General features: G+C 69.7%; 19 protein-coding genes. 9 read left to right on the top strand and 10 right to left on the bottom strand.

The annotated features are described in order from the left end of the window. Window positions 1-50 precede the first annotated feature (50 nt). Complete coding sequence (coxB, locus tag NL114_RS12265) at window positions 51-770, top strand: cytochrome c oxidase subunit II (protein ID WP_254821205.1); 720 nt, start codon at window positions 51-53, stop codon at window positions 768-770. A 5-nt stretch (window positions 771-775) separates the two neighbouring features. Here the strand turns inward: coxB and NL114_RS12270 are convergent, their stop codons facing one another. After that, entirely contained in the window at window positions 776-1348 is a 573-nt protein-coding gene (locus NL114_RS12270) for a peptidylprolyl isomerase (RefSeq protein ID WP_254821206.1), read from the bottom strand. A gap of 82 nt (window positions 1349-1430) precedes the next feature. Continuing rightward, entirely contained in the window at window positions 1431-2120 is a 690-nt protein-coding gene (locus tag NL114_RS12275; RefSeq protein ID WP_254821207.1) for a helix-turn-helix domain-containing protein, read from the bottom strand. Window positions 2121-2182: 62 nt separating this feature from the next. Here NL114_RS12275 and NL114_RS12280 point away from each other — a divergent pair, with 62 nt between their 5' ends. Together NL114_RS12280 and NL114_RS12285 are read left to right on the top strand one after the other, a co-directional pair. Then, window positions 2183-3175, top strand: a complete 993-nt coding sequence (locus NL114_RS12280) for an NAD-dependent epimerase/dehydratase family protein (protein ID WP_254821208.1) — start codon at window positions 2183-2185, stop codon at window positions 3173-3175. Continuing rightward, window positions 3154-3537 (top strand): hypothetical protein, encoded by a 384-nt coding sequence (locus NL114_RS12285; protein ID WP_254821209.1) that lies wholly within the window; start codon window positions 3154-3156, stop codon window positions 3535-3537. Before NL114_RS12280 ends, NL114_RS12285 begins: the two co-directional genes overlap by 22 nt. A 21-nt stretch (window positions 3538-3558) precedes the next feature. Here the strand turns inward: NL114_RS12285 and NL114_RS12290 are convergent, their stop codons facing one another. The 5 genes from NL114_RS12290 to NL114_RS12310 form a co-directional block, all read right to left on the bottom strand. After that, window positions 3559-4215 (bottom strand): RAD55 family ATPase, encoded by a 657-nt coding sequence (locus NL114_RS12290; protein WP_254821210.1) that lies wholly within the window; start codon window positions 4213-4215, stop codon window positions 3559-3561. 88 nt (window positions 4216-4303) lie between these two features. Beyond that, window positions 4304-4948, bottom strand: coding sequence for an RAD55 family ATPase (locus tag NL114_RS12295; RefSeq protein WP_254821211.1), 645 nt, complete (start codon window positions 4946-4948; stop codon window positions 4304-4306). 143 nt (window positions 4949-5091) lie between these two features. Next, window positions 5092-6168 (bottom strand): anthranilate phosphoribosyltransferase, encoded by a 1077-nt coding sequence (locus NL114_RS12300; protein WP_254821212.1) that lies wholly within the window; start codon window positions 6166-6168, stop codon window positions 5092-5094. 104 nt (window positions 6169-6272) lie between these two features. Next, window positions 6273-7571, bottom strand: a complete 1299-nt coding sequence (locus NL114_RS12305; RefSeq protein ID WP_254821213.1) for an SDR family NAD(P)-dependent oxidoreductase — start codon at window positions 7569-7571, stop codon at window positions 6273-6275. Window positions 7572-7707: 136 nt separating this feature from the next. Further along, window positions 7708-8634 carry an SDR family NAD(P)-dependent oxidoreductase gene (locus tag NL114_RS12310; protein ID WP_254821214.1) on the bottom strand — a complete coding sequence of 309 codons (927 nt, stop codon included), beginning with the start codon at window positions 8632-8634 and terminating at the stop codon, window positions 7708-7710. A gap of 277 nt (window positions 8635-8911) precedes the next feature. On the opposite strand from NL114_RS12310, the gene ahbB reads away from it, so the two are divergent. Next, complete coding sequence (gene ahbB / locus NL114_RS12315; protein ID WP_254821215.1) at window positions 8912-9970, top strand: siroheme decarboxylase subunit beta; 1059 nt, start codon at window positions 8912-8914, stop codon at window positions 9968-9970. 118 nt (window positions 9971-10088) lie between these two features. Here ahbB and NL114_RS12320 read toward each other — a convergent pair whose 3' ends face one another. After that, window positions 10089-10247 carry a DUF7556 family protein gene (locus NL114_RS12320; RefSeq protein ID WP_254821216.1) on the bottom strand — a complete coding sequence of 53 codons (159 nt, stop codon included), beginning with the start codon at window positions 10245-10247 and terminating at the stop codon, window positions 10089-10091. A gap of 280 nt (window positions 10248-10527) precedes the next feature. On the opposite strand from NL114_RS12320, the gene NL114_RS12325 reads away from it, so the two are divergent. From NL114_RS12325 to NL114_RS12345, 5 genes are all read left to right on the top strand, one after another. After that, window positions 10528-12387: an ABC transporter substrate-binding protein gene (locus NL114_RS12325; protein ID WP_254821217.1), complete on the top strand. Its 1860-nt coding sequence runs from the start codon at window positions 10528-10530 to the stop codon at window positions 12385-12387. Between the two features lie 201 nt (window positions 12388-12588). After that, on the top strand, window positions 12589-13668 hold the full coding sequence (locus tag NL114_RS12330) for an ABC transporter permease (RefSeq protein WP_254821218.1): 1080 nt from the start codon (window positions 12589-12591) through the stop codon (window positions 13666-13668). Then, window positions 13668-15164, top strand: a complete 1497-nt coding sequence (locus tag NL114_RS12335; RefSeq protein ID WP_254821219.1) for an ABC transporter permease — start codon at window positions 13668-13670, stop codon at window positions 15162-15164. Before NL114_RS12330 ends, NL114_RS12335 begins: the two co-directional genes overlap by 1 nt. Beyond that, the gene (locus NL114_RS12340) at window positions 15161-16288 is read left to right on the top strand and encodes an ABC transporter ATP-binding protein (protein WP_254821220.1); all 1128 of its coding nucleotides are present in this window, start codon (window positions 15161-15163) and stop codon (window positions 16286-16288) included. The genes NL114_RS12335 and NL114_RS12340 overlap by 4 nt, the downstream gene beginning before the upstream one ends. Beyond that, the gene (locus NL114_RS12345) at window positions 16285-17916 is read left to right on the top strand and encodes an ABC transporter ATP-binding protein (RefSeq protein ID WP_254821221.1); all 1632 of its coding nucleotides are present in this window, start codon (window positions 16285-16287) and stop codon (window positions 17914-17916) included. Before NL114_RS12340 ends, NL114_RS12345 begins: the two co-directional genes overlap by 4 nt. A 58-nt stretch (window positions 17917-17974) precedes the next feature. Here the strand turns inward: NL114_RS12345 and NL114_RS12350 are convergent, their stop codons facing one another. Together NL114_RS12350 and NL114_RS12355 are read right to left on the bottom strand one after the other, a co-directional pair. Continuing rightward, on the bottom strand, window positions 17975-18778 hold the full coding sequence (locus tag NL114_RS12350) for an SIMPL domain-containing protein (RefSeq protein ID WP_254821222.1): 804 nt from the start codon (window positions 18776-18778) through the stop codon (window positions 17975-17977). A gap of 158 nt (window positions 18779-18936) precedes the next feature. Next, the gene (locus tag NL114_RS12355) at window positions 18937-19749 is read right to left on the bottom strand and encodes an SIMPL domain-containing protein (RefSeq protein ID WP_254821223.1); all 813 of its coding nucleotides are present in this window, start codon (window positions 19747-19749) and stop codon (window positions 18937-18939) included. Window positions 19750-19766 lie beyond the last annotated feature (17 nt).

The raw sequence follows: 19766 nt of genomic DNA on the forward strand, positions 1-19766 counted from the left end.
GCCCGGCCAGCCCCGAACCTATTTCCGTCGCGTCGCTGCAGTGGTCGACAATGGAGCGTCCGCGCGCACCCGTCCTCCTCGTCGCCCTCGTCGGCGCCGTGACCGCGCTCGCGGCCCTCGCGTCACCCGCTGCTGCGCAGTCGGTCAACCGCGCGGCCATCGACGACCTCAACACGCAGCTGCTGTACGTCGCGCTGCCGCTCACGCTGTTCGTCGAGCTGACGCTCGTCTACGCCATCTACCGCTTCCACGACAACGACGACCCGAAGCCGACCGTCGACGACCCCGCCCTCGAGACGACCTGGACGGCGGCGACGGCGGTCATCCTCCTCTTCGTCGGCGTCTCGGCGTACTTCGTGATGGCGAACCCCTACATCACGCCGGCGGCTGCCGGTAGTGCGGACGTGGCGACTCCGGAGGGGGCCGACGACCTGACCGTCGAGGTGGTGGCCTATCAGTGGGGCTGGCAGTTCACCTACCCCGAGGCGAACGTGACCACGAAGAACCGCCTCGCCATCCCCGCCGACCGCGATGTCCGGTTCGAACTCTCCTCGCGGGACGTGGTCCACTCGCTGTTCGTCCCGAAGCTCGGCATCAAGCAGGATATCTTCCCCACCGGCGGGTCCGTCGCCCGGACCCGCGCGACGAAGCCCGGCGAGTACAACCTCTACTGCGCGGAGCTCTGTGGCTCCGGCCACGCCCGCATGGACGGGACGGTGGTGGTGCTGAACGAGTCGGCCTACCGGGACTGGCTGGACGAACGGGCGTAGTCAGGTCACTCCTCGACGGTCACGTCCTCGATCTTCGCCTCGACCTGCGGCTGGTCGTTGCGACCGGTCGGCACGGAGCCGAGGTCCTCCACGACGTCCATCCCGTCGACGACGTGGCCGAAGACGGCGTGCTTGCCATCGAGGTGGGGCTGGGCGTCGAGCGTGATGAAGAACTGCGAGCCGTTCGTGTTCGGGCCGGAGTTGGCCATCGACAGGATGCCCGGGCCGTCGTGGGTCAGGTCGTCGTGGAACTCGTCGTCGAACTGGTAGCCGGGGCCACCGCGGCCGGTCCCCTCGGGGTCCCCGCCCTGGATCATGAAGCCGCCGATGATGCGGTGGAACTCGGCGCCGGCGTACAGCGAGTCGCCCCGGACCTCGTCGGTCTCGGGGTCCGCCCACGTGTTCGTGTCGCGTGCGGGGTCGGCGTCCGCGGCCGGGTCGTGGCGCGCGAGGCCGAGGAAGTTCTCGACCGTCTTCGGCGCGCGGTCGGCGAACAGTTCGATGGTGATGTCGCCGTGGGTCGTGTGGAGGGTCACCTGCGGGTTGTCCGGGTCAGTGACGTCGTAGTTGTCTGCCATGTCCGGCCGGAGAACCGCCTGGCCGATAGGTGTGTGGGTCCCGGGAGGGCCCGAGACGGCGTCACACGGACGCGCTCCACAGCTATCGGTCGCGACCGAGTTGGGCCCGGACGACCTTCCGTTCGGCCTTCCGGAGGTGCTCGGAGGCCGTGCTGGGCGCACAGTCCAGCGCCGCGGCGACCTCTGCACGGGTCGCCTCCCGGGGCACCTCGTAGTACCCGGCCTCGAACGCCACCGTCAGCGCCTCCTGCTGGCGGTCCGACAGCTGGCCGGGAACCGCGGGGCGGCCGAGGTCGTACTCACCGACCCGTTCGATGTCCGTCTCGACGGTTTCGGGGATGGCTTCGACCGCCGCCCGCAACCGCTCCAGCGACCCGACGAGCCGGATCGAGACGGAGCCGTCGTCGGCGTACCGGATCGGCGACACGACGACCAGCCCCGGCCGCGAGAAGGTCTCGAACAGCGCCCACTCCGTCGGATGCGGCTCGGAGTACACGTAGGCGTACCCCCGGCCGCCACCCACGTCGGTCACGTCGTGTTCGAGCACGATCTCGCGGTCGGTCAGTACCGCCTCGAACGCGCCGAGGTCGCCGTCGAGGTAGAGCAGGACCGTCGACCGCGGGGGGTCGAGCGACACCGTCCAGTCAAGCATCAGCGCCTCGCGGAACAGCGACCCGTCGGTGAGCGTCGGAACCAGCGGGTGGAGCAGCACGTCGTCGCTGGTGAGGCGGATGGTGAGATACCGCATCGCGTCGGAGTGCCGACCGTTCACGTATAAATCACCCGACGCACGTCGGCACCAGCAGTGAGTCGCCTCGCGGCCTGTCTCCACGTATGCAGGTGTTCGTCGCCGGCTCGACGGGCGTACTGGGACGCCGACTCGTCGCCGGGTGCGTCGAGTGTGGCCACGAGGTCGTCGGACTGACCCGCGACGATCATGGCGACGAACTCGTTCGCGAGCGGGGTGGTGAGCCACGCCGGGGCGACGTGTTCGACCGCGAGAGCGTGGTCGAGGCCGCCACCGGCGCGGACGTGCTGGTCCACGCGGCGACGGCCATCCCGACCGACACGCGCCCGAGCGACGCGGACTGGGAGCGGAACGACCGCGTCCGGCGCGAAGGGGCCGAGAACCTCGTGGCCGCCGCCGAGGCGGTCGACGCCGACCGCCTCGTCCAGCAGAGCGTGGTCTGGGTGGCCCGTCAGCCGGACGGAAGTCGGTTCGACGAGACCGACGAGCCACATCCGAACCGTGTCACGCAGTCGGCTCTCGACGCCGAGCGCATCGTCGAGCGGGGCGCCGAGGAACACGGCTTCGACTCGGTCATCCTGCGGGGCGGCTGGTTCTACGCGCCCGACACCGCCCACACACGTCAGTTCGGGGAGAACCTGCTCGCCGGGCGATTCCCCATCGTCGGCAGCGGGCTCCTCGGTCGGCAGGACGCCACGCTCTCGTTCGTCCACGTCGACGATGCGGCGCGCGCGTTCGCCGCTGCCGTCGAGGGCGACGCCACGGGCACCTTCCACGTTGTCGACGACAACCCGACCACGCTGGCCACGTTCCTCCGGGCGTTCGCCGACCGGCTGGAGGCCTCCGAGCCGCGGCGGGTGCCGGGCTGGCTCGCCCGGCTCCTGATGGGCAAGGCCTCGGTGCGCCTCCTCACGAACTCGATGCCGACCACGAACGAGCGATTGCGCGAGGCGTTCGACTGGGAACCGGCGTACCCGACCTACCGCGAGGGACTCGACCAGGTCGTCGAGCAGTGGCGCGAGACGGACACCATCCGGATGACCGGGGAGGGATACGAATGGACCGCACCCTCGCCCTGACGGGCGTCCTCCTGGCGCACCTCGCGGTCGCGGCCGTGCACGGCCTCAGTCACGGCCTCCTCGCGGTGGGGCTCGCACCGTGGCAGAACGCCGTCGTCCTCCTGGCCGTGTTCCTCGGGCCCGTCATCGGGGTCGCGCTCGTCCGGCGCGAGCACCCGCTCGGCCTCCCGCTGTTCACGGCATCGATGGCCGTCGGGCTCCTGTTCGGACTCGCCTTCCACTTCCTGCTCGAGAATCCGGACCACATCCACGCGCTGCCCGCCGGCACGTGGCGGCTGCCGTTCCAGGCGACCGCTGTCGGCCTCGTCGTCACCGGCGGTGCCGGGACGGGGCTCGGCGGCTGGTACTGGTGGGGGCGCTAGCGGAGCCGGAGAGCGCCGCGATCAGCGCAGTTCCCGCGTCTCGTCGACGCGGACGCCCTCGTCGAAGGCGAGTGCGAGTGGTTTCGGCGGGATGGACCCACGGCGGCACTTCTTCACCACCAGCTTCCAGGAGACGCGGTCCTCGACGAGCATCCGGAGGTCGAGCACCACGTCGGCCAGCCCCAGCGTCAGGTCGCGGCCCGCGGGCGTGTCGGGGACGGTGTGGGCGTTGAGGACGCCGATGCCGCCGGCCGTTCGCAGGCCCGCGATGAGTCCGTCGAGGAAGGCGCGGTAGTCGTCGCGGTCGGCTCGCTCCAGCGTGTTCACCGGGTCGACGACGACCGTCTCGCCGGCCGACAGGCTCGCGAATCGGTCGCTGGGGCCCGCCAGCAGGTCCCCACGGCGGACGTCCTGGACCCGGGTCGGGCTGTCCTCCTCGTCGCGGAACTCGAACTCGTCGACGCCGGCCGAGGAGGCGGCCATCGCCTCGTCCACGGCGCCGCCCGGCCGCAGTGTCGAGTAGTACCGGGCCGGGTGTGCGTCGGCGAAGGCGTACGGGATCCGTTCGCCCGGCGAGTCCGCCCCCGCGGTCACGACCACGAGACTGCCCGGCGGCACACCACCGTCGAGTGCCCGGTCGAGCCCCCCGATTCCTGTCGACAGGCGTTCGTCGCTCACGTCCGTTCGAGCGGGGCTGACCACCAAGTCAGTTCCGCCGTGTGTACCCGGGCCCCTTTCCGGCGTGCCCACCCGCGATTCCGAGCGTTCAGACGCCCCATCCATCCAGCGTGGTGGGTCTCCGCCGCAGATCGACGGGAATCGGCTCCGCCGGTGGGAGCCCGTGGCGGAACTTCCCCACGTCGAGGTAGCTCCGGCTCCCCTCGGAGTCGACCTCGCGGTGGAGGACCAGCGTCGTGTCCGCACGCGCGAGCGTGAGGTCGCGCCGGAGGGTGCGGGGCGTCGTCCGCGGGCAGTGCAGCACCGCGGCGCTCTCGGTCGTCCGACAGTGCCGCTTCAGGTCGTCGAGGAACGAACGGTAGCGGTCCTCGCCCGCCCGTTCAAGCTCCGTCGCCGGGTCGATCACCACGGCCGAGCCCGCGTCGAGGCCGGAGAGGTGGTCGGCGGGGTCGTCCAGCAGGCCGTCGCCGTCGACCCGTCGGACATCGACCGCCCCCTCCGGCAGGTCGACGGCGGCCATGGCACCGTGGACCTCCGCCGGCGGCCGGAGCGTCGAGCAGTACCGCGTCGGGTTCTCGGCCCCGAAGGCGTACAGCAGACGCTCGGCCCCGGAGGTCGGCGGTGCCACCAGCACGACGAGGTCGCCGGCCGGGAGTCCACCGCCCAGGGCCTCGTCGAGGCCGTCGACGCCGGTCGCGAGCCGCTCGCGGTCGCCCCCGTCTCGCTCGCTCATACCCGGCTCTCGGCCCGGCCCCGAGGAAACGTTTCGGGTGGCGTGGCGGCTGCCCGCGACGGCCATCGACGGCCCGGCCCCGCGGCGTACTTCGAAATCTGCGAGCTAACGTACAGGTGTCCGTGTTACCTCTCGAATTCTAATCAGAAGTCCTGCAGTTCTTCGAGCGTCGCGGCAGCAGCACCCGAATCGAGCGCCTCGCGTGCGGTGTCGAGGCCGGCGTCGATGTCGTCGGCGTCGCCGCGGGCGTAGATGCGGAGCGCGGCGTTGAGCGCGACGGCGTCGGCGAAGCGGTCCGTCCGGTCGCCGTGCAGCACGGCCTCCGTGATGGCCGCGGAGTCGCGTGCGATGTCGTCGACCTGGAGGTCCTCGCTCTCGAAGTCCATCCCGTACTCGGGGGTCTCGATGTCGAAGTCCTCCACGTCGTCGCCCCGGTCCCAGACAGCGACCTTCGTGCTTCCGGGACGGATATCGTCGTACCCCTCGAGCCCCTGGAACATCACGACGCGGTCCATGTCGGCGGTCTCGGCCTGCTGGAACGTCTCGATGATGCGGACGGCGTACGGGAGGTGGTAGAACGAGCCCAGGTGGACGCCGGCGTCGGCGGGGTTCGCGAGCGTCTCGATGGTGTTGACGAACGTGCGGACGCCCATCTCGTCGCGCCGGTCGAACAGGTCGGTCACGCCCGGGTTGAACTTCGGCTGGTAGTAGTAGCCGAAGCCGACGTCGTCGGTCATCGCCGCCGAGGCCTCCGGGTCGAGGTCCGTCTCGACGCCGAGTTCGTCGAGGACCTGCTTGTAGGAGTCCTGTTTCTGGGTCGGCACGCGGTCACCCGAGTGGGCCACGACTGGCGTGCCCGCGGCCGCGGCCGTGACGCCCGCGGCGACGCCGAGCAGGGCGGTCCGGCCCTTGCCGTCGTAGTTGGCGCCGCAGTCGACGGGGTCGCAGTCCGGCGCGTGCCCGACGACGGACTCCTCGGCCATCACGTCGACGTAGGCACCCAGCTCCTCGGGCGTGTTGCGCTTCCAGCGGTTGGCCAGCCAGAACGCCCCCAGCGTGGTCGGGTCGGGCTCGCCCGCGAGGATGCGCGCGAACGCGTCGCGGGCCTGCTCGCGGGTCATGTCGTCGGCGGACTTGTGTCCTGAGCCGACGACCTCCGTCATCAGTCGCTTGAGGGGCCACTCCCCGAACTCGGTGTCGGGCTCGGTCGCTTTCGCCATACCCCACCGTCGGGTCGGCGGCATCAAAAACACCCCGCGTCGCTCCCAGGTCCCGGGCACCCGTCCAGTTGTCGCCCTCGTCGGGGTGGACCCGGTGCAGCGGCTCACCCCTCGCCGGCGTCGGCCTTGATGCGCTGGGCCTTCGCCGGGCCGACGCCGTCGGCCACGGTCAGGTCCGCCGCCGCGGCCGCGCGCACGTCGGCCACGGACTCGAAGCCCGCCGCCCGGAGCGCCTCGGCCGTCGTCGGCCCCACGCCGTCGAGGTCCGTCAGCACCCGGTCGTCGGCCGTCGTCGTGGCGTCGCCGGGCGTCGCCGAGGCGTCCGTCACCTCGACGTCGACGGCGCCGTCGTCGCCCGCCGCGGTCGACCCGGCCTCGGCGTCCGCGGCTCCGTTCGATTCGGGGCCGCCGCCCGTGTCGTCGGTGCTGCTACCAGTGTCGTCCGTGCCGCTGCCCGCGTCCGTCACGTCGATGCGGACGCCCCGGGAGGCCCGGCCCTCGGGTTCGGCGTCGCGGGTCGCCGGTCCCTGTGGAAGTTCGGAATCGACAGCCGCCAGGTCGGCGGTGAGGTCCCAGAGCCGGCGCGCCAGTGTGTCGTCCTTGGTGGTCCGTGCCGGGTCGGTCAGCTCCCGCTTGTCGAAGTACTCGCCGGTGACGCCCTCGACGCCCTCGGCCGCGGCGAGATACGCCAGCGCCCGGCCGCCGTCCTCGACACTGTCGGTCAGTCCGGGGATCGAGGGCAGTGCGGAGAGCGCGTCGGCACCCAGCGACAGCGGGAACGGCAGGTCACGGGTGAAGTTGCTCTCGGGGATGTTGCCGGGGTGGAAGCAGTTGGCCGTCGCGGGGCCGAGCCGGCGCGCGAGCTCGCGCGTGAACAGGACGTTACAGAGCTTCGACTCGCAGTAGCGCTCGACCGCCGGGCCCGTCAGGCCGCGCTTGCGCTCGACCATGTCGAGGTCGAGCTGCGCGAAGCGGTGCGCGACCGATGCCGTGTTCACCACGCGGGCGTCCTCGGCGAGGTGGTCGGCCAGCTCGTGCGTGAGGACGAACGGCGCGACGTGGTTGACGCCGAATATCATCCCGAACCCCTGCTCGGTGTGGCCACGGTAGCTGGTGTAGAGACCGGCGTTGTTGCAGAGGACATCCAGTTCGTCGGTCGCGCCTTTTACCGCGTCCGCGAGGTCGCGGACCTTCTCGAGGTCCGTGAAGTCCGCGGGGTGGAAGGAGGCCTCGCCGCCGGCGTCCTCGATGGCGTCGACGGTCGCCTGCCCGCGCTCCGCGTCGCGCCCGTGGACGAGGACACGTGCCCCGCGGGCACCGAGGCGGATGGCGCCGTCCCGTCCGACGCCGCTGGTCGCCCCCGTCACGAGTATCGTGCGTCCGGAGAGGTCCGGTAGGTCCATACGGCGGGTACGGTCGCGAGCCTAATGCCAGTTCCCGCGGTCATGGATGGGGGTTCTTTGTCCGGATTCGGACGCGACAGCGGGTGCCGGCGTGCCGTCGGGGACGTGGCGGTCCGCCGTGGTTCGGCCGCCCGGCTCAGGGCCAGTTCGGGTCCACGTCGACGAGGTCGGCCGACAGCGCCCACAGCCGGGTCGCGCGGTCCTCGTCGCGGGCGCTGGGCGAGGCGCGGGCCTTCCGCCGCTTGTTGAAGTACGCGCCGGTCACGGTCACGTTCGGGTCGGCAGCGAGCTTCGCCATCGCCCTCCCGCCGTCCTCGACGGTGTCGCTCACGCCGGGGACGAGGTCGAGGCTCTCCCACAGCAGCGAGCCGGGGAAGGCGAGGTCCCGGCCGACGCCGCTGCCCGGGATGATGCCGGGATGGAAGCAGTTGCACTGCTGGTTCTCGCCGAGCCGCCGCGCGAGCTCCTTCGTGAACAGCACGTTGCAGAGCTTGGAGTTGGAGTAGAAGGCGAACCCGTTGAGCCCGGTCCGTTCGGTCACGCCGGTCGCCTGCCCGAGCTTCCGCAGGGGGGCCAGTTCCTTCGCGCCCGTGATGCCGGGGACGCCGGTGCGGCCGTTCTCGCGGATCTCCTCGAAGTCGAGGTCGCCGTTGCGGTGCGCGACCGATGCCGTGTTGACGACACGGCCGTCGTCGGCCAGCAGGTCGATTATCTCGTGGGTGAGGAGGTAGCCCGCGAGGTGGTTGACGGCGAAGTGGAGCTCGAAGCCCTGCTCGCTCTCGCGGAACTCGTTGATGGCCAGCCCGGCGTTGTTGCAGATGACGTCGAGTTCGTCCACCGACTCGCGTATCTCCGCGGCGAACGCACGGACCGCATCGAGGTCGGCGAAGTCGGCGGCGTGGAAGGAGGCCTCGCCACCCGCCTCCTCGACCTGTGCGACCGTCTCGGCGCCGGCCTCGGCGTCGCGGCCGTGGACCAGTACGCGCCAGCCGTCGTCGCCGAGCCGGACCGCCGCGTCCCGGCCGATCCCGCTCGTCGCCCCGGTGATGAGTGCCGTCGGCATTCGTGTACGCTGTCTACACGCTAGAGGGTTTCATCCTTGCCCTTCACCACGGTTCTCGCCGTCGACCAGCGTCTGCGGGTCGCACATTACACGGTTATCGCCGCGGCTGTTCACCCGCCCACCAGTTATCTGAACAGTGTGGTGATGTTGATCAATAATCCTGTCCACTCCGCAGCTATTTCGTGCCGCCCGGCCGCGGCTCCCGCCCCCGTTTTCGGTGCCCCCGCGTCCATCCGCGACCGACGGAGGCAAGTCACCCCGACCCCAACCTCGGGCAATGAGTTCGCTGGGGGCCGGCGGGAGCGACGAGGACTGGCGCGCCGGGCTCGACGAGGTGGACGCGGCGCTCGTCGACGGCTACCAGTCCGGCTTCCCCGTCGTCGAGGAGCCGTTCCGGGTCGTGGCTGCGGACCTCGGCATCGAGGAGGCCGAGGCGCTCGAACGGGTGCGGGCGCTCCGCGAGCGCGGCGTCTTCCGCCGCTTCGGGGCCGTCCTCAACCCGCCCGTCATCGGCTCGTCGACGCTCGCAGCCGTCCGGGCCCCCGAGGACCGGTTCGAGGAGGTCGCGGAGGTCATCAACGGCTACCGGCAGGTGAACCACAACTACCGCCGCAGCCACGAGTGGAACATGTGGTTCGTCGTCACTGCCGGGAGCCGGGGGACACGGGACCGCATCCTCGATGATATCGAGGCTCGAACGGGCTGTGAGGTGCTCGTGCTGCCGATGCTGACGGACTTCTACATCGACCTGGAGTTCCCCGTCGTCAACGGGGACCGATTCGCGCGGGAATCGCTGCAGGAGACCGAGGTCGACGCGACCCGCATCTCCGAGGAGGCGACCGCCGACTTCAGCGACCTCGAACGGCGGCTCCTGCTGGAGATCCAGGACGGTTTCCCGCTGACCCGGACGCCGTACCGGGACGTGGCCGACGCCATCGACGCGCCGGTCGACGACGTGCTGGCGGCGGTCGAGCGCCTCCGCGACAACGGCTGCATCAAGCGTATCGGCTGTGTCGTCAACCACCTCGTCACGGGCTTCGACGCCAACTGCATGGTCGTCTGGGACGTGCCCGACGAGGAGCTAGACGCGCGGGGTGAGGCGGTCGGGGCGCTCCCGTACGTGACGTTGTGCTACCACCGGCCTCGTCGGCCGGAGCAGGACTGGCCGTACAACCTGTTCACGATGGTCCACGGCCGGGAGGCCGCTGCCGTCGACGAGAAGGTGGACGAACTCGCCGCCGAGCACCTCCCCTTCGAACACGAGCGGCTGTTCTCGACGGAGACGCTGAAGCAGACCGGTGCGCGCTACGACGATATCGTCGGCGGCGAGGAGTGAGCGCGCGGCAGATGGCTCTGAGGGTCCAGTGATGGTCGACAGCGGAACGGAACGTTTCGGAGGGTCGCGGCGGGGCATCGATGGCCCGTCACGACCGTTCCTGCCGCACCCGCGACGGCTACCGCCAGCCCTCGAGATCGAGGGCCTCCGCGGCCTGCATCGAGAGCCAGGCGCCGTCGCGACAGATGGCCGCGATGACGAACCGGTCGTCGTCGACGGAGCCCATCACCTCACAGTCGGGCGCCAATCCGGACGCCCGCGCGGTGTCGGGTGCCATACTATGACAGTAACTGACAATCCAACATAAACGTGCCGGATATCGACGCCGATTCGGCCTCTCTGTGGCCCGGAATCACCGGCACGGGGTGAACGAACGGTCGGTTATCCGCGGTGCATGCGTCTGTATACCACTGTTAGTGAAATCGTGATTTCAGCATACGATAGCTACTTGCGTATATATCGATACGTTCGGCTGTATGGCACGCGGACACGGTGAATCGACGTTCGGCCACGGCGCGTCGGAGACGCGTCGATAACCCTGACACAATACACGATACATGACCGAGAACGACCTTTCGCGTCGTAGTTTCCTGAAAGCGACTGGCGGTGCCGCGGCGGCCGCGACCGTGGCCGGCTGTACCGGCGACGGTGGCGACGGCGACGGCGGCGACGGCGGCGACGGTGGCAGCGGTGGTGCCGAGTGGTATCCCGTCCCCGAGCCCAGCGAGGGCGACACGGGCGGCACCCTCCAGCTCATCAACTCCACCATCACCACCTTCGACCCCATCCAGAACACGGACACCGCCGGCGGTGTCGTCATCCGGCAGCTGTTCGAGGGGCTGACGAAGTACCCCAACGGGGAGCCGAAGACGGAGAACTCGCTGGCCAGCGACATCAGCGTCAGCGAGGACTTCACGACGTACACGGTCACGCTCAAGGACGGCGTCACGTACCACGACGGGTCAGAGCTGACCGCGTCGGACGTGGTGTACTCCTGGGAGCGGCTGGCCCAGTCCGAGAACTCCAACCGGCAGTACTTCATCCTCGACAGCCTCGGCGTCGCGCACGAGACCCAGGACGGGAACTACGTGCCGGGCAGTATCGCGGTCGAGGCCACGAGCGACTCCGAGCTGACGATCGAACTCTCCGAGCCGTTCCACTCCTCGATGGAGATGATGGCCTACTCGTCGTTCGCGGTGATCCCGGAGGGGGTCGTCGGGGATATCGAGGGGTACGAGGGCGAGATGAGCCAGTCCGAGTTCGCCACCGCCAACCCGAGCGGCACCGGGCCGTTCCAGTTCGTCGAGTGGACGGAGGGTGACCACGCCGAGATCGAGGCCTACGGCGACTACCACGTCGATGGCCGCCCCTACCTCGACGGCATCTACTGGGCCATCATCGAGGAGGACCAGGCGTCCTACACCTACTCGACCAACAAGAACTCCGATTTCCTCGCCATCCCCACCTCGAAGTACGACAAGGGGCAGGTGACGGTCCAGCAGGAGACCGACGATGGCAAGAAGCTGGGCAAGTACGGCCCGCTGGGCTCCGGTGAGGCCAGCGGCGAGGAGGTCCGCTACTCCCAGTCGCCGACGCTGCTGACCTACTACATCGCGTTCAACGCGAAGCAGGCCCCCAAGCCGGTCCGGCAGGCCGCCGCCTACGTCCTCAACCGCGAGGAGGTCAACCAGTCCGTGTTCAAGGAGCGGTTCCAGCCGGGCTACAACCTGACGCCGCCGGGCATCTACCCGGGCGGTGCGAGCGCCTACAACAGCGACGTCGAGGAGAACTACCCGTACGGTGTCGGCGAGACCCGTATCGACGACGCCAAGCAGGTCATGGAGGACGCCGGCTACGGGCCGGACAACACGTTCGACCTGACCATCAACGCGTACAACTCCGGGGCGTTCCAGCAGCTCGCCGAGGGACTGCGCGACAAGCTCTCCTCGGCGTACGTCAACGTCACCGTCGAGCCGACGGACTTCTCGACCATCATCGAGAAGGGGAACAACGGGAACCTGCAGTGTTACACGCTGGGCTGGATCGCGGACTGGCCCGCGCCGGACAACTTCCTCCAGCTGATGGCGCCGTCGCTGACGGACGTCGACGAGCTGGGTTCCTCGGCGACCACCTACACGGACTGGGACGACGCCGACACGCAGGCACGCCGGGACGCCCAGGCCGCCTGGGAGAAGATCCAGAACAACCAGGCGCCGACCGACGAGGCCCAGCAGGCCCGCGACGAGGCCGCCGTGACGATGGAGCAGGCCAACTGGGAGGACGTCATCCTCCTGAACGTCATCCACGCCTCCGACGAGCGCTTCTGGTACCCGAACACGAACGTCCAGCCGTTCGGTTCCATGGGTCCGTCGCGGCAGATGCACGACACCACCTGGAAGGAAGGCGGCGGCAACTGAGGTCACCGACCGGCCTCGCCGCTGGGCGGACCGCGGATGTCGCGGTGGTGTGACGCCGCCGCGTCATCACTCGTGAGTCCCGCCTAGCGGTGTCAGCACGCGTATCGAGAGCCCAACACCAAAGGGTATATTCACGTCCGAGATAAGCATTTCAGCGTATCGAATCATGCGAAGTTCGCTCCAACAGGACCGTTCGGAACGATGAGCAGGTGGCGCTACTTCGGTCGGCGGGTCGCCCTGTCGATCCCCATCCTGCTGTTCGCCATGTCGATGGTGTTTCTCATCACGCGAGCCGGGCCGGCGGACCCGGTTCGCAGCATCATCGGCCCGACCAGCGGGGCCGGCGACTATCACCGCATCGCGGTCCGGCTCGGTATCGAGCGACAGGTGATGGTCAACGGGGAGGTCAGGTACGTGGACGTGCCGCTGTGGCAGCAGTACATCGACTTCATGACCCAGCTGCTGACGTTCGACCTGGGGGAGTCCTGGGTGCTCAACCCGGCGACCTCCGTCATCGAACTGGTCGCGGTGCGGGCCCCCCGGACCATCTGGCTCGGCTTCTGGTCGGTCCTCATCGCCCTGTTCATCGGTATCCCGCTCGGGTTCTACGCGGGACTCAATCCCAACACCCGGAGCGACTACCTCGCCTCCTTCGGTGGTATCGTGTGGCGTGCGATGCCGAACTTCTGGTTGGCGGTCATCCTGCTGCAGGTGCTGTCGAACAGTCGGAAGCTGTTCGGCTTCTCCTGGCAGGACCTCGGTGTCGAGACGACCATCGTCCGGGCGCCTGATCTCGCGTTCTTCGCCGACCCGACGATGTTCGTCACCGCGCCCGCGGCGGCGCTCACCGGACTGTTCGCCGCCATCAAGGTGGTGCTCCCGGCGGCGCTGGTGCTGGGTTCGTCCTCGATGGGCAACGAGATGCGTATCGGACGGACCGCCGTGCTGGAGACCATCAACTCGAACTACGTGGAGACGGCCCGGGCGAAGGGGCTGAGCGAGCGAGCCATCGTCTGGAAGCACGTCTTCCGGAACGCGCTCATCCCGCTGGTGCCCATCATCACCGGCGAGGCGTTCCTCCTCATCGGCGGCTCCATCATCGTCGAATCGGTCTTCTCGTACAACGGCCTGGGACAGCTGTTCTTCTCGGCGGCCCTGGCGGGTGATCTGCCGCTGGTGGGCGCGCTGTCGTTCATCTTCATCCTGCTCACGCTGGTGCTGAACATCGTCCAGGACCTGCTGTACACCATCATCGACCCCCGAGTGGGGTACGAGGAATAATGAGCAACGAAACCATCCTTCCGGGCGTATCGGACGACGAGACGACGATTCCACGGGACGCCGGTCTGTTCGAGCGCATCGCGGCCAACCCCCGGCCGGCGGCCATCTGGGCCGGGGTTCTGGCGGTCCTCGTGTTACTGGAGGCGGGAGCGGTCGCCAGCCTGCTCGTCTCGTTCATCCGAGGGGCCGTGGCAGCCGCCCCCGGCGTGACCCCCTCCGCCTACGGACTCGACGCGGTGGTCCAGAGCGCCAGCGAGATCCCGACGTTGCTCTCGCGTGACATCATCCCCAACCAGGGGTACGACGTGAACGGTGGCAACGACGGCCCCTGGGAGGGAACCTTCCTCGGGCTTCCGCCCGCGTTCGCGTGGTTCATCCGGTTCGCACTGGTCTACGTCTACGCCGCGGTGCTGTTCGGATGGCTCGCCAACGGCTACCGTGTCTTCCGCCGGCACTACCGCTACGCCGACTGGACGCCCCGCGACGACGTGGTCAACCGGTTCAGCGGCCACACCTGGGGCCAGTTCGGGGCCGTGGTCGTGCTGGCGTTCATCGTGATGGCGCTGTTCGCGCCGGCGCTCTCGCCCACCACCGTCGAGCGCAACATCGAGCAGCCATACAGCTACGAGATCTCCTACTTCGACGAGGAGGCCGGCAGTGTCGAGCAGACCTTCGTCGGCGCGGCCAACGGCGACTCCCGGTCGCAGGGCGGTGGCGACTCGAACTACGGCCTGCTGAGCTACGACGACTACGGCAGGTTCCATCCGTTCGGAACGCTCGACTCCGGGAAGGACCTGTTCACGTTCATGATGTACGGGTCGCGGGTCTCGCTGTTCGTCGGCCTGATGGCCATCGGACTCTCCGGGCTCATCGCCACCGTCGCGGCGATGCTGACGGCCTACTACAAGGGACTGGTCGACCTCGCGACGGTCGTCGTCGGCGACTCCATCATCTCCATCCCGCAGTTGCTGTTGCTCCTCATGGCGGTGGCGGTCTTCCGGGGGCATCCGATCGCGGCGATCTACAACCGCGGGTTCCTCATCGCGCTCATCTTCGCGTTCACCGGCTGGCCGCTGCTGTGGCGCGCCATCCGTGGGCCCGCGTTGCAGGTGTCGAACCAGGAGTGGATCGACGCCGCCCGCTCGTACGGGCAGAAGCCGTCGGCGACGATGCGCAAGCACATGCTGCCGTACGTGGTCGGCTACCTGCTGGTGTACGCCTCGATGACGCTGGGCGGCATCATCATCTCGACGGCGGCGCTGTCGTTCCTCGGACTCGGTATCACCACCCCCACCCCCGAGTGGGGCCGGGCGGTGGCCATCGGGGAGCCGTACATCGCCACCCAGTCCTGGCATATCGGGACCATCCCCGGTATCATGATCGTCATCGTGGTGACCGCGTTCAACGCCCTGGGTGACGGCATCCGCGACGCCATCGACCCGCAGAGCGAGGGCGGCGAGAGTACCGAGGGCGCCATGGCGGGTGGTGGTGCATGAGCGGCACCCAGCCCACCCTGGCCGTCGAGGACCTCCGGACGGCCTTCTTCACCGACAAGGAGATCATCCGTGCGGTCGACGGCGCCTCGTTCACCATCGGACCGGGCGAGACCGTCGGTATCGTCGGTGAATCCGGCTCGGGCAAGTCCGTCACCGCCCGCTCCATCATGGGGCTGGTGGACTCGCCCGGCCGCATCCTGGAGGGGTCGTCCATCGAGTATCGCGGCGAGGAGCTGGTCGGCAAGAGCGAGGATGCCTACCGGAAGATCCGCGGCGGCGACATCGCGATGGTCTTCCAGGACCCCCTCACGTCGCTCAATCCGGTCTACACCGTCGGCAACCAGATCCGCGAGGCCATCCGGCTCCACCGGGGGCTGGAGGGCGCCGAGGCCCGGGAGCTGGCGGTCGAGCTGCTGGAGGCCGTCTCCATCCCGGACGCCCGCCGCCGTATCACCGAGTACCCCCACCAGTTCTCGGGCGGGATGCGCCAGCGGGCCGTCATCGCGATGGCGCTGGCCTGTGACCCGGAGCTGCTCATCTGCGACGAACCGACCACCGCGCTCGACGTGACCATCCAGGCACAGATCCTGGAGCTGCTGCAGGACCTGCAGGACGAGCGGGACCTCTCCATCATGTTCATCACCCACGACATGGGCGTCATCGCGGAGATCGCCGACCGCGTCAACGTGATGTACGCGGGCGAGATCGTCGAGTCGGCGCCCGTCGGGGACCTGTTCGACAACCCCAAGCACCCGTACACGCAGGGGCTCCTCGAGTCCATCCCCGGCCGGCACCCGGACGAGGATCGACTCCGAACCATCGAGGGCGACGTGCCGACCGCGAACGAGCCGGCCCGTGACTGCCGGTTCGCGCCGCGCTGTCCGGAGGCGTTCGACGCCTGCGAGGCGGTCCATCCGGTCCCGGTCGACGTCGGGCAGGACCACACGGACCACGCCGCAGCCTGTCTGCTGTATCCGGAGGGCTCGACCGAGGAGGAGCGCGTCGAGCGCCACCGCCAGCTCGGCAACGCCGCCGAGCGGGTCATCGGCGGTGAGACGGATTCGAACACCGACGGCGAGGAGCCACAGACCGCGGCCGACGGCTCCGGAGGTGAGCACCGATGAGCACCGACACGCCGGCCGACGGCGACGGTTCCGGGAGCGGCACCGACGCCGACGCCGACGCGGACGGTCGGGGCGCCGACCCGCTCGTACAGGTGAACGAGCTGAAGACCTACTACGACACGGACAACCTGCTCGGCGGGAATCCGGTCAAGGCCGTCGACGGCGTCTCGTTCGACATCGAGCGCGGCGAGACGCTCGGGCTCGTCGGCGAGTCCGGCTGCGGGAAGACCACGCTCGGCCGGACGCTCGTGCAGCTCGAGGACGCCACCGCCGGCGAGGTGCTGTTCGACGGGACGGACATCACGGAGCTCTCGGGGAGCGACCTGAAGCAGTGGCGCCGGAACGCCCAGATCGTCTTCCAGGACCCCGAGTCGTCGCTCAACGACCGGATGACGGTCGGGGAGATCGTCCGCGAGCCGCTGGAGGTCCACGGCTGGCCGCACCTGTCGGTCCGGCTCACCGGGAGCGGTGCCGACGCGGCGACGGTGCAGGGCAAGAAGGTCACGCGGGCACCAGCTGACGCCACCGGCCGCGACGTGGACATCACGGTCCACCTCGACGGCCCCTCGGTCGATATCCGCGAGGCGATGCCGCTGGAGGAGGACGACCTCGGCGTCTCCGTCGAGGGGAACACGGTCGAGGTCGACGTGATACCGACACGGGCACAGCTCCAGCGTGCGCACGTCCGGGAGCTGCTCTCGACGGTCGGCCTGCAGGAGGCCCACTACTACCGCTACCCCCACCAGTTCTCCGGCGGCCAGCGCCAGCGAATCGGTATCGCCCGGGCGCTCGCCCTGGAGCCGGAGTTCGTCGTGCTGGACGAGCCGGTGAGTGCGCTGGACGTCTCCGTGCAGGCGAAGATCCTCAACCTGCTCGACGACCTGCAGGACGAGTTCGACCTCACCTACCTCTTCATCGCGCACGACCTGAGCGTCGTCCGGCACATCTGTGACCGCGTCGCCGTGATGTACCTCGGCAACATCATGGAGCTCGGGCCGACGGAGGAGCTGTTCGACTCCCCGGCGAACCCGTACACGTTCTCGCTGCTGTCGGCGATTCCCGAACCCGACCCCTCCGTCGAGAAGGACCGGGTCACCCTGCGCGGGACGCCGCCGTCGCCGCGCTACCCGCCGTCGGGCTGCCCCTTCTCGACGCGGTGCCCGGTGAAGATCCGGCCCGAGGAGTACCAGCACCTCGACGACGAGGTCTGGCGTGCCATCGAGACGTTCCAGGAGATCCTCCGCGAGCGTGACCGCGCCGAACGGTCGCTCCGCGAGATCGCGAAGGAGCTGCTCGGACTGGAGACGCGGTTCTCCGATATCACCGAGATCAACGACGAGGTGTTCGCCGACATCGAGCTGTCGGGAAGCGTCCGCGAGACCGTCGAGGAGGCCGAATCGCTCGTCCAGTCCCGGAGCGAGTCCGCCGCACTCGACCTGCTGCGCGAGGAGTTCGGCGGCGTCTGCAGCGCCGAGCGTCCCGACCTCCACACCGTCGGGTCCCGGGGCCGGGAGTCGCTGTGTCACCGCCACCGCGACGAACACGCCGAGCCGCACGAGGAGTTCGGCGACGTGTTCGCCGCCGCCAGCGGTATCGGGAACCGGCGCAACGTCGCCGACGACGACTGAGGCCGCTCGCGACGTCCCGCCCGCCGGCGGTCGTCCGGACCTGCTGTTCTCTCCGCTCTCAGTTCCCGTCGCCCAGCGTGTAGGCCGCCCTGACCTCGACGGTGACGGTCACATCGCCGGGGGTGAACGTGGTCGGCGTGGCGTCGCCGCCGGCGCCACCCTCGGCGAACGCGCGGTCGTAGTCGTAGACCGGGCCGGCGGGCGACCCGACCGACAGCGACCGGACGCCGTCGATACCGAGGCCGGCCGCGGCGGCGACCGCGTCGGCGTCGGCGCGGGCGTTCTCGGTGGCGAGCGTGAGCGCCTCGGCTCGGACGGCTGCGCGGGCGTCGTCGGTGAGGCCGAAGCGGACGGCGTCGACGCGGACGGTGCTCTCGCCCGCGCGCCGGTCCTCGGCGGCCGCGACGGCCGTGTCGACGGCGTCACCGGCGCGGTCGGGCGTCGTGGTCACCTCGAGGCCGTGGGTGGCACGGTAGCCACGAAGGTCGCGGCCGTCGTGGGTGTAGTTGTACTCGGCGGTCAGCGAGTAGTGGGTGGTCTCGACGGTCGCGAACCCGGCGTCGGCGAGCGCGGCGCGGACGGCCGCCGTGTCGGCGGCGACGCGCTCGCGGGCCTCGCCCGCCGTGTCGGCCAGCGCGGTGACCGTCAGCGAGACGACGGCCTCGTCGGGGGCGGCCGAGACCTCACCGACGCCGGTCGTCGAGACCGTGGGCGCCGCGGTGTCGTTCGAGGCCGCGACCGGGTCGGCGAGCGACGCGCCAGCGACGGGGCTGGGGTCGGCGCTGACGCTGAACGTGGTGCACCCGGCGAGCAGGAGCAAGAGGGCGGTCGCGACGGCTGTGGCCGGGCGTGCTGTGGACATGCCATCCCAGACGCCGTCCGAGGAGATATACCGTGCGTAACGTGAAATGGTGGTTTGAGCGGTCCTGGAGCCGGTAATTCCGGACTACCGGCATCCGACCCCCCGGCCGGGGCCTCGACGGTCGGCGCGTCGTAGGGGCCGGCGGTCGCGTGCTCGATTCAGTTGGCGCTGGTCGCGTTGTAGGTGACCAGTGCCTGCGCGGTGACCGTGACGGTGCCGCCCTCGAAGGAGGTGCTGGCGCCGCCGCTGTCGCCGGCGGCGGCGAAGGCGGCCGTCTCCTCGACGCGGTACGGCCGGACGCTCGTCTCGGCGGTCTCGACCGAGGCGACGCCCGTGATGTCGAGGCTGGTGCCGTCGGCGGCCGTCTCCGCCTGCGTGCGGCCGACATCGACGGCCTCGGCGAGCGCCTCGTTCCGGAGTTCACGGCGCGTCTCCTCCGTGAGGGTGAAATCGATGCCCTCGACGCGGTTGGCGCCGTTCTCCAGCGCCGTCACGACGGTCGGGCCGGCCCGGGAGGTGTTGTTCAGCGTGATGGCGAACGCGTGCTGGCCCTGGTACCGGGGCTGGTCGGGGTTGCGTTCGGGGTCGTAGCGGTAGTTCTGCCGGATGTCGTACCGGGTGGTGACGACCTGGTCGGCGTCGATACCGGCCTCGGCGAGCGCCTCGCGCATCGCCGTGGCGTTCTCCGCGAGCCGGTCGCGGATGACGGAGACGTTGTCCGACCGGGCGACGACCGCCACGCTGACCACCGCGCGGTCGGGCTCGGCCTCGGCGGTGCCGCTGGCGGCGACCTGGATGGTTCGGTCGGCGTCGTTCGGCGCCATCTCCGGCTGGCTCTCGGGGCCGTCACCGGCGTCGGCAGGGTTCTGGTTCACCCCATCGCTGGGGGCACCGGTCAATCCGAGCGGGGCGCTGCACCCGGCGGTCACGAGGAGGACAGCCAGGCTCAGCGCGGCAACGCTGCGTCGCATGCATCCCGTGCTGCAAC

Origin of the sequence: Haloglomus halophilum, from assembly GCF_024298885.1 — an archaeon.
GTDB lineage: Archaea > Halobacteriota > Halobacteria > Halobacteriales > Haloarculaceae > Haloglomus > Haloglomus halophilum.